General features: G+C 65.5%; 11 protein-coding genes. 7 read left to right on the top strand and 4 right to left on the bottom strand.

Annotated elements, in window-relative coordinates; translation table 11 throughout:
- On the top strand, window positions 1-1,777 hold a 1,777-nt coding region (locus Q319_RS25855), incomplete at its 5' end, for an HD domain-containing phosphohydrolase (protein WP_156039515.1).
- Window positions 1,778-2,133: 356 nt separating this feature from the next.
- Here the strand turns inward: Q319_RS25855 and Q319_RS0121015 are convergent.
- The gene (locus Q319_RS0121015; protein ID WP_051655638.1) at window positions 2,134-3,021 is read right to left on the bottom strand and encodes a LysR family transcriptional regulator; all 888 of its coding nucleotides are present in this window, start codon (window positions 3,019-3,021) and stop codon (window positions 2,134-2,136) included.
- Window positions 3,022-3,173: 152 nt separating this feature from the next.
- Here Q319_RS0121015 and Q319_RS0121005 point away from each other — a divergent pair, with 152 nt between their 5' ends.
- The 4 genes from Q319_RS0121005 (at window position 3,174) to solA (ending at window position 7,632) form a co-directional block, all read left to right on the top strand.
- Window positions 3,174-4,862, top strand: a complete 1,689-nt coding sequence (locus tag Q319_RS0121005; protein WP_051655637.1) for a M20/M25/M40 family metallo-hydrolase — start codon at window positions 3,174-3,176, stop codon at window positions 4,860-4,862.
- Window positions 4,863-4,954: 92 nt separating this feature from the next.
- A complete protein-coding gene (locus Q319_RS0121000; RefSeq protein WP_029484381.1) occupies window positions 4,955-5,740 on the top strand; it encodes a transporter substrate-binding domain-containing protein in 786 nt (261 codons plus the stop codon).
- Between the two features lie 29 nt (window positions 5,741-5,769).
- Window positions 5,770-6,438, top strand: a complete 669-nt coding sequence (locus tag Q319_RS0120995) for an amino acid ABC transporter permease (protein ID WP_051655636.1) — start codon at window positions 5,770-5,772, stop codon at window positions 6,436-6,438.
- A gap of 48 nt (window positions 6,439-6,486) precedes the next feature.
- Window positions 6,487-7,632: an N-methyl-L-tryptophan oxidase gene (gene solA / locus Q319_RS0120990; RefSeq protein ID WP_051655635.1), complete on the top strand. Its 1,146-nt coding sequence runs from the start codon at window positions 6,487-6,489 to the stop codon at window positions 7,630-7,632.
- Window positions 7,633-7,647: 15 nt separating this feature from the next.
- Here the strand turns inward: solA and Q319_RS24980 are convergent, their stop codons facing one another.
- The 3 genes from Q319_RS24980 to Q319_RS0120975 form a co-directional block, all read right to left on the bottom strand.
- On the bottom strand, window positions 7,648-8,109 hold the full coding sequence (locus tag Q319_RS24980) for a HepT-like ribonuclease domain-containing protein (protein ID WP_162178689.1): 462 nt from the start codon (window positions 8,107-8,109) through the stop codon (window positions 7,648-7,650).
- Window positions 8,063-8,311: a hypothetical protein gene (locus Q319_RS0120980; protein ID WP_029484378.1), complete on the bottom strand. Its 249-nt coding sequence runs from the start codon at window positions 8,309-8,311 to the stop codon at window positions 8,063-8,065. Before Q319_RS0120980 ends, Q319_RS24980 begins: the two co-directional genes overlap by 47 nt.
- A 99-nt stretch (window positions 8,312-8,410) precedes the next feature.
- Window positions 8,411-8,806 (bottom strand): hypothetical protein, encoded by a 396-nt coding sequence (locus Q319_RS0120975; protein WP_156039514.1) that lies wholly within the window; start codon window positions 8,804-8,806, stop codon window positions 8,411-8,413.
- A 133-nt stretch (window positions 8,807-8,939) separates the two neighbouring features.
- Between Q319_RS0120975 and Q319_RS27540 the strand changes: the two genes are divergently transcribed.
- Entirely contained in the window at window positions 8,940-9,095 is a 156-nt protein-coding gene (locus Q319_RS27540) for a hypothetical protein (protein WP_156039513.1), read from the top strand.
- Between the two features lie 3 nt (window positions 9,096-9,098).
- Window positions 9,099-9,383 (top strand): transposase (locus tag Q319_RS27535; RefSeq protein ID WP_029484376.1); only part of this gene is annotated, 285 nt, incomplete at its 3' end.

Here is a 9,383-nt window from a genome sequence, read left to right as displayed (position 1 = left end):
AATCCTGACCGCCTTCAGGCACGTCCTGGACACCCAGCAGCGGACAGAACTGGAAGTGTTCGGTCCTCGCCACCAGGGGTGGATCGGCATCATCGTCTACCCGGACGACGGCGGTCTGACCGTGCATGTCCGGCGGCTGCCCAGAAGCGCCGGGAATACCACGTCCACCGACTTCGATGCGTTGACCGGTTGCCTGACCCGCACCGCTTTCATGCAGGTGCAGCGCACCCTGAGCTTCCCGCACGTTCTGGCTGTCATTGATCTGAATCTGCTGAAGAGCGTCAATACCCTGCGTGGACACAGCGGCGGAGACGCATACATTCGGGCCGTCGCCCACGCCCTGCGCGAGACGCTGCCCGCAGAGGCCCTTATCTGCCGCTGGGGCGGGGACGAGTTCGTGGTCCTCACTCCCGGCCAGGATCGGGAGGCGCTTCAGAATCTGCTGGATGAAACGAACAGGGCGCTCCCGGGTCCAGTGTCAGACGTCGAGGCGTTCACCGCCGGCATGGCCGTCTGGGAAGCCGAAACCGCGTATGAGCGCGCCTTCGCCATCGCTGATGAACACCTCCAGCTCCGCAAGGAACAGTTCAGGGAGGGTGCCCCGGGCGAGCGCGAAGCCGACTCCCTGGTCACCTTCTCCCAGGAACTCGAGGCCCTCCGAGACCCGGGTGATCTGATCCGGCATGCCCTGAACCGACTGCTGGGCGTGTTCGACTTTGATCAGGCTGCCTACGTCACCATAGATGGCAACGAAGCCTTCTTCTCCCATCAGGCCCGCAGGGAGGGCGTCCCACTTGCCCAACCGGGCCTGAATGTCCGCATGGCCCTAGCCGGGACCGGCCTGATCGACACGGCGCACCGCACACGGACCACGGCATGGAGCACCGACTACCCGAGCATCTCGGACAGCATGCCGGTCATGGTGGAACAGGGTGTCAAGAGTGCCATCGTCACGCCCGTTCTCAGTCAGGGGCAGGTGACCGCCGCCATTGTCCTGCGCACTGTGAACCGCTGGCAGACGATCACGCCGCAGATGCGCAAGATCATGGAACTGACCGCGCTGCGCCTGGAACACGCCCTCGAACTCCGCCGCGCGGTGGGTGAAGTCCGCTCCACCCTGGAAGCGGGCATGCTGACCCTCGGCATCGTCCTCGAGGCCAGGGATTTCGAAACCAGTGGCCACACCCACCGCGTTGCCACCATGGCCGAGCAGCTTGGCGAAGACCTCGGACTGAACACCACTGACCTCTACCAACTGCGGCAAGGTGCCTACCTGCATGACCTCGGGAAACTCTGCGTCCCGGATGAGATCCTCAGGAAACCGGGCCGTCTCACGCCGCAGGAATGGACCGTCATGCAGAGCCATGTCGTCAAGGGGCACGAGCTGGCCACGCGGATCGCTGGACTTTCTGCGGAAACGCTCCAGGTCATCCGTTCGCACCATGAGCGCTGGGACGGCGGCGGGTACCCGGACGGTCTGGTGGGGACCGATATTCCCCTGAATGCCCGGATCTTTGCAATCTGCGACGTGTACGACGCGCTGATCAGTGAACGTCCATATAAACATGCCTGGAGTCACGAGGACGCCCTCTCGGAGATCGGCGGGCAGGCTGGCCGGCAGTTCGATCCAGAGATCGCCCGTGCGTTTCTGGGCCTGATGCAGCGGTCCGGAGACCATGGAGTGCCACCGGGCGAGGGCCAGATCAGGCCCTTCCGTTCATCCACACCTGTTCCGCCACCAGCGACTGACTGCGCTGACCGGCCCAAAGCTCTCTGACGCGCAGCCCCGGCTCCGCAGCGGACGCGCCAGCAAGTCGAGCCTGGAGGTCTCCTCGTCCCTGTCGCGCACCTGACCGATACATTTCCACGTCACTGGGGCTGAACCCGCCTTCAGATGCAGCGTTGCGACTTTGGGGCAGCCATGGCCAGCATGGGACCGTCCAGTACCCGCAGGACGCCCAGACCGCCGGGAATCTGCTGCACTCCACGCCTGGAATCCGTTTTTCTCCTTCTCGCTCTGCTCGGATTTCCGAGTGTTTTCAACACCCTTCAATCGGAGTCCGTATCACTCCTCTGTAGCCTGACCCTCACCAAGGCCCTTCAGACCCTCTGGCGCGTTCTGAGCGGAGCGCTTCACACAGGTGGCAGTCCCTGCGCCCAGATCAACCCCAGTACCTGGCGGCTGGCCGAGGAATGTTGACCTGGCCGGGTCACGGTTCCCAGGGTCCGCACCAGTGGGACGGGCAAGGGGCGGCGGACCACTGAAAAAGGCAGCTCTTCCCCGGTCAACCCAAGCAGCGCCAGGCGCGGCAGTGCGGTGAAGCCCAGGCCCCGGCCCACCATCGCCACGACGACGCTCTCCGTCAGCAGGCACAGCGTGGGGCGCAGCGAGATGCCCGAGCGGCGCAGATGCTGCATCACGAAATCGTCGGTGGCCGGCCCCAGGTGAAGATAAGGCTGCTCCCAGAGCGTCGTCACATCCAGATCGGCGGGCCAGGCGGCGGGCAAGAGCAGGTCATAGGGATCGTCGCCCATCACCCGCGTCATCAGCCGGGTGTGGGCGGGCAACTGCGTCAGGCCGATGTCGGCCTCACCCCGCAGCACGGCGGCCTCGACCGCGTGACGCTCCAGATAGGCGTCGCTCACCTGAACATCAATCCCGGGATACGCAGACCGGACCTGTGCCAGCACAGGCGGGAGGAAATGCAGCGCCAGGCTGGGAAAGCTGGCGATGGTCACGCTTCCCGAAAGAGGCGTGGGCGCCCGCGCCTCTTCCCGCAGGCGGGTTGCCTCTTCCAGCAAGTGCCGGGCCAGGGGCAGCGCCCGCAGGCCCGCCGGGCTGAGTTGAACGCCGCGGGCGTGCCGGTCCAGCAGCCGCACCCCCAGCGCGTCCTCGAGTCCCTGCACCGCGTGGCTGACACCCGACTGGGTCAGGTTCAGTTCGACTGCCGCCGCCGTGAAACTGCCCGTCCGCACCACGGCCAGCAAGATTCGCAGTTGAGAAAGGGTGAGGTCAGGCATAAATCCCAGTCATAGTACGGGGGAAGACATGAATCTTTCTCCTCTCTATCTGTGACCAAGCGGGTAAACTTCGCCCAGGTCCACATCTTTCATTTCCTCCTGCCGCGCGCTGCGTTCAGGTTCGTCCGGGTATTTCCCCATAGAGGTGTGTCTTGACTCAGCCCGCCCCGTACACCACCGCGCCCCCCGGCTTGCCTGGGGCCTGGCAGGAGCGCACCCGTGAACTGGCGATCACCCTGACCCGCTGGCCCAGCGTCACGGGCTGTGTGGGTGAGACGGCGTTCGGCGGGCGGCTGGAGGCGCTGCTGCGGACCTGGCCGACGTTTGCGGCGCGGCCGGATGACGTGTGGCTTTCACCCGCGCGGCACGGCTACCCAGCCCATAACGTCTACGCGCTGGTGTTGGGCCGCTCTGCGCGCACGCTGCTGCTGTCCGGGCATTACGATACGGTGGGAACCGATGACTACGGCCAGTGGCAGTCTCTGGCCTGTGATCCCCTCGCGCTGAGCGCCGAGGTCGCCGCTTCCCTCGCGCGCCTGAGCAGTCCTGGCCCCGCCGAGGTCCTGACCGCCCGTGACCTGGCGAGCGGCGACTTTCTGATGGGGCGTGGGCTTCTGGACATGAAGGGCGGGCTGGCTGCGGGCCTGGCGGTCCTGGAACGCTACGCCGCTCTGCCCTTTGCGCGGCGCCCCGGGCACCTGCTGCTGGTGGCCACCCCCGACGAGGAGGGACGCTCCAGCGGCGCGCGGGCAGTGGCCCACGATCTGCCGGCCCTGGCCCGGGGGCGCGGCCTGAACGTGGTGGCGGGCGTTAACCTGGACGCGACGGCCGACACGGGCGACGGCAGCGAGGGCCGGGCCGTGTACCTGGGAACGGTGGGCAAGGTGCTGGTCTCGGCCCTGGTGATCGGGCGGGCCGCCCACGCCGCCTCTCCTTTCGACGGGCTGAGCGCCACGCTGCTGGCCGCCGCCCTGATCTCGCGGATCGAGGCGGCCCCTGAACTGGCCGACGCGGCCCACGGCGAGGCCAGCGCGCCGCCGGTGTGCCTGGAACTGCGCGACGGCAAGACCGCCTACGACGTGACCTCCCCGGGGCAGGTCTGGTGCGCCTTCAACATGCTGACCCAGGGCCGCACGCCGGGCGCGGTCCTGGCGCAGTTCATGGCGGTGGCCCAGGCAGCGGCGAGTGATGCCCTGGCCGGGTTCGCAGCGCGGGCGGCGGCGGCGCACAGTTTGAATGCAGGGGTGCTGACGGGCGCGCAAGCCGAGGTGCTGACCGTCGGCGAGTTGCGCGCCCGCGCCGTGGCCCGCGCCGGAGAGGAGGCCGTGAGGCGCGCACAGGACGGCCCCGCTGATCCTAATCCGCTGGCGGACAGCCGCAGGGTCATGACGTCGCTGGTGACCCTGGCGGGACTGAGCGGTCCAGCGGTCGTCCTGGGCTTCGGGGCGCTGCACTATCCGGCCACCCACCTCAGTGATGACCCTCACGACGACACGCTGCTGGAGGCCGTGCGGTTGCACGCCTCTGAGATCTCCCATCAGACGGGCCAGAGTTTACGGCTGCGCCACGCTTTCCCCGGCATCTCGGACATGAGCTTTCTGGGGCAACCTGCCGACGCCGCTGGAGCGCAGGTGCTGGCGCGGCACACGGCCCACCCCGCACATGTGGACCCCGCCCCACCCGATGCCCTGCGCTTCCCAGTGGTCAACATCGGCCCCTGGGGACGGGATTATCATCAGCCCCTGGAACGTATCCACGTTCCGTATTCCTTCGGGGCAGTCCCGGAACTGCTCTGGCGCGTAACCCACACGGTGCTGGGCGCTGGGTTGCCTCCAGATTGACCACTGCCCCTGCGCCGTTCCCTGACCTGATCCCCATTCGCCGCCCCCCGCCGCCCCGATTTCCCGATCTCTTGGCTCAAGGAGGAACACCCATGTTCACAACGATCAAGTCCAGAACGATCAAGTCCGTCGCCCTCTGCGCCTTGCTGCTCAGCGGCCTGGCGCACGCCACCGATCTGGCGCAGATCAAGAAGAAAGGCGTGATGACGGTGGCGATGTCCGGCGAATACCCGCCCTTCTCGCAGCCGTCCCTCAAGGGCGGCCTGGAGGGCTTTGATGTGGACGTGGCCAACGAGCTGGGCAAACGCCTGGGCGTCAAGGTCAACGTGGTCAAGACCGATTTTCCCTCAATCATCGCCGGCATTCAGGCGAACATCTTTGATCTGGCGGTGGCCTCCCAGAGCAAGACACCTGAGCGGGCCAAGGCTGTGGATTTCAGCGCCGCACCGTACTACTACGACGGTGTGCAACTCTTTGCCCCGGTCGCGTCCAAGGCCACCAGTCTGGCGTCTCTCAAGGGACAGCCGGTCGGCGTCTCCCTGGGGACCATCTTTGAGACGGCGCTCAAAGACAAGGGGCACGACAAGATCGTGAGCTATTCCGGTGAGCAGGAGGGGTTTCTGGCTCTGGGGGCCGGACGCGTGCAGGCCTTTTTGACCGAGAAATCGGTGGGTGCGGTGGCCATTCAGAAAGGGATCAAGATGAAGCCCATCGGTCCGGTGCTGCTCAGCGACGAGACGTACGTGACCTTCGCCAAGAATTCACCCGCCCTGGCGGCGGCCTTGAACAAGGCCCTAGATGACATGCGGGCCGATGGCACCATGAAAAAAATCTCGATGAAATGGGTGGGGCTGGACCTCAGCGTGCCAGCCAAATAATGCCGGATCGTCGGTCAGGGAGGTAGGCCGTGGAGATCCTGCTTAACCCTGACGTCCTGAACAGCCTGTGGCTGGGTACCCGCATCACGCTGGCCCTGACGCTGCTGGCGAGTGTGGGGGGCCTGGCGCTGGGGCTGGTGGCGGCGCTGGCCAAGATCTCGCGCCTGTGGCCGCTTCGCTTCTTGGCGGTGGCCTACATCGAGGTGTTTCGCGGCACGCCGCTGCTGGTGCAACTCTTCTTTCTGTACTTTGCCCTGCCGCAGTTGACCGGCGTGACGTTGCCCGCCTTTACCACCGCCGCCATCGGCCTGAGCCTGTTCGCGGGCGCGTACACCGCCGAGATCGTGCGCGGCAGCCTGAACGCGGTGGCTCCCGGACAGCTTGAGGCCGCCACGGCACTGGGTCTCAAACCTTTTCAAGTCCTCATTGATGTGCAACTGCCGCAGGCCACCCGCATCGCCCTGCCAGCGCTGGGCAACCAGTTCATCGGCCTGATCAAGGATTCCAGCCTGGCCTCGGTGATCACCGTGACCGAGTTGCTGCTCAGCACACGTGGACTGGTGGCCGTGACTTTTCAGCCGGTGGCGCTGTATGCCGCGACGGGTCTGATCTATTTCCTGCTGTCCAACGCGGCCTCGCGCGTGTTCGCCGGACTCGAGCACCGGCTCAACCGCCCCTACCGCACAGCGACCCGCTAAGGGCGTGAGGATGCCTGCTTCGTATGTCCGTGGAGGAGACCTAAGCGCATGAAGACCAGCTACGACACCATCATCGTCGGCGGGGGAATGGCCGGAATCGCCGGGGCGCATGAGCTGGCGCGGCGCGGTCAACAGGTGCTGTTGCTCGAACAGTTCGCCTTCGGCCATGAGCGCGGCAGCAGCGCCGGGCCGTCGCGCATTTTCCGGCTGTCGCAGACCGTGCGCGAGTACGCCCCCATGGCAGCCCGCGCCCTGACGCTCTGGAAGCAGTTTCAGAGCGATTATGCCACCCAACTGTACTGGCCTGCGGGCCTGCTCGATCTGGGGGACGCCCACACCCCCATGCTGACCGAGATCCAGACCCACCTGCGCGAGGGCGGTCAGGATTTCGAGGTTCTGGACGCCCCCGCGCTGGCCCGGCGCTATCCGCAGTGGCGGCCCGGCGACGACTGGCAGGCGGTGTACAGCCCGGAGGCGGGCATCCTGAATCCCAGCCTGACCCTGGAACTGCTCACCGCCATGGCGGGGGTGCTGGGAGCGACGCTGCTGGACCGAACCTCCGTGCTGAGCGTTGACCTGAGCGATCCCGCCGCGCCCACCGTTCACACCGCGCGCGGAACCTTCAGCGCCGGGCGGCTGGTGGTGGCCGCCGGCGCCTGGCTGCCAGGGCTGGTGCCGGACCTGGCCCCGTCGCTTCGGGTGACCCAAGAACAGGTGGCGTTTTTCCGCCCCACGCAGCCAGAAGCGTTCGCGCTGGGCCGCTTTCCGCTGTTCATCCACCACCAGCTTCCAGAGGCCTACGGCTTTCCGCTGTTTCACCTGCCCGGCATCAAGGTCGGCCTGCACGCCAGCGGCCCGCAGGTGGACCCCGACACCCGTGATGGCCTGCCCCAGCCCGAACTTACTGGGACGATGCGGGCCTTTCTCGAAGACCATCTGCCCAGTGCGGCGGGGCCGGTCATGCAAGTCAAGACCTGCCTGTACACCACCACCCGCTCCGGCGATTTCATCTACGACACCCATCCCGACTCGGCGCGGGTGCTGCTGGTGTCGGCATGTTCGGGCGTGGGCTTCAAGTTCCTGCCAGTTCACGGCGAGATCATCGCCGACTGGTCTGCCGGGCGGCGTCACCCGCTGCTGACCCGGCGTTTCGGGCTGGCCGAGGCGGCGCCGCCCTTTGCGTCTCCGGGCTGATCCTGACTGTCTTTCTCAGCCCTTTGAAAAGTCCATCGAGTCGAAGGGCGCCGCCGTGTTGGCATGAAGCCACCAGATCACCTCGATCAGCTTCTGGCGTTGGCGTTCAGTTCCCCCAACCCGTGCTGGGCTTCGGCGCTCAGCATGGGCAGGTGCCCCCTGCAGAATGGTCCATACGACGGCGTTGCTGACCCTCACATCGTTGTGAATCGGGGTGTTCCGAAACCCGGTGATCTGCCGGGCCGCGCTCAGCGGGGCGTCTGGCTCCAGCTTTAACACCTGCGCCACCGCCTCGCCCACGATGCCCAGTTGCCGCTCAACAGCCGACGAACGGATAGCGTCCAGCGCGTACTCCTCAAAGGTCACGCCCTCCACAAACTGCTGGGCCAGCGCACTGGCTTTGACGATGGCGTGCAGCCAGATGCGGGGATCAACGGGGATAAATGTTGATGCTCTCGCGCTGCACCTGAGCAGCAAAATAAGGGTTGCTCAGCGCCTCGGCCTCGATCAGATCGACGTGCGCGGGCAGGGCGTCTTCCAGGGCGCTGAGCAGAGACAGGGAAGCCTGCCCATGCTCCAGCGGCAACGTCCCGCAGGTCACCAGTCGCAGTCGTGGGCGTCCGTCGCCTCGCGCGCGCAGTTCCTTCAGGCACAGGCCCGGGGGCAGGGTGGGCGACATGCCCACAGTTCAGGCCAGCCGTCTTCCGCAGTGTGAGTTGTCCTCCCAGAGACTCTGTCTCCAGCGCATTAGAAATCACCATGGGCTGGTGAGGGCAGGTCAGGCGCGGTTGGATTTCTGTGGGGGGCGGACGGCAACGTGTTCCCTGAGCAGGGTGATAATGGCCTGCTCCTGGCTGGGATATTTTTCCAGGACCAGTTTGCGGCGGCGGGTGTCCTCAGTGATTTCCAGCCGCCGCGCATTTCCGTCGTCGATGACCTTGTACCGCTGACCCAGGCGTTGGAGCGCGCGAATGATACGGCGGAAACGGTGTACGCTCTGCTCGTTGGCGGGATCGCAGCTCAGGCTCTCGGCGCAGTCCACGAGGCGGCTGAACGGGCCAAGACGGCGGTGGCAGCCCGTGCAGACAAAGCCAACGGCACCCACGTAACGAATAACACCGGTCTGTTCGTCACAAGCGACGCAGCAGAATTTTAGTTTGACTTCAGGTTGCATCTTGATCTCCTTGCTCCTGTCTCTTTTTGTGCTGGGCGTTTTCACTTCGCCTATCAGATGGGAAAGGGCAAAATAAATATAGCCGGCGTGGTACGAAGGGCCGGATTCCCCAGTTGAGAATCACACTCACCCGATGAACGCCTCTGGCCTGGACGAGGGCATGGGCAGTCCCGCCAGCCACACATATCTAACGCTCAGCGGCAGTCCAGTAGGTCCGTTTACCGGGGCCGCTGGACTGCCGCTGACTAAGAGCGCGTTTATAAAGGGTCAGACCCGGTGGCAAGCTTGAGGTGTGAAACGCAAGCCTTACTCGTCGGACCTGACCCAAGCCCAGTTTAAGCGGCTCGAACCACTCCTCCCCTCTGCCAAGCCAGGAGGGCGGCCACGCACGGTCGATCTCTACGAGGTGCTGTGCGCGATCATGTACGTCTTGCAGGGCGGCATTGCCTGGAGAAACCTGCCGCATGACTTTCCAGCGTGGCAGACGGTGTATTCGTACTTTCGCCGTTTTGAAGCTGACGGTTCATGGGAGGCGATCAATCGCGTCCTGGTGCGGGAAACTCGGCAGGCAGCAGGA

This window comes from Deinococcus marmoris DSM 12784 (assembly GCF_000701405.1).
In the GTDB taxonomy this organism is placed as follows: domain Bacteria; phylum Deinococcota; class Deinococci; order Deinococcales; family Deinococcaceae; genus Deinococcus; species Deinococcus marmoris.
Note: the sequence above shows the minus strand (reverse complement) of the source record. Positions and strands in the feature narration are given on the sequence as shown.

Coding starts and splice junctions, on each gene's coding strand:
- Q319_RS0121015 (WP_051655638.1), bottom strand. CDS start 3,021: ATGCCTGACCTCACCCTTTCTCAACTGCGAATCTTGCTGGCCGTGGTG.
- Q319_RS0121000 (WP_029484381.1), top strand. CDS start 4,955: ATGTTCACAACGATCAAGTCCAGAACGATCAAGTCCGTCGCCCTCTGC.
- solA (WP_051655635.1), top strand. CDS start 6,487: ATGAAGACCAGCTACGACACCATCATCGTCGGCGGGGGAATGGCCGGA.
- Q319_RS0120980 (WP_029484378.1), bottom strand. CDS start 8,311: ATGTCGCCCACCCTGCCCCCGGGCCTGTGCCTGAAGGAACTGCGCGCG.
- Q319_RS0120975 (WP_156039514.1), bottom strand. CDS start 8,806: ATGCAACCTGAAGTCAAACTAAAATTCTGCTGCGTCGCTTGTGACGAA.
- Q319_RS27540 (WP_156039513.1), top strand. CDS start 8,940: ATGAACGCCTCTGGCCTGGACGAGGGCATGGGCAGTCCCGCCAGCCAC.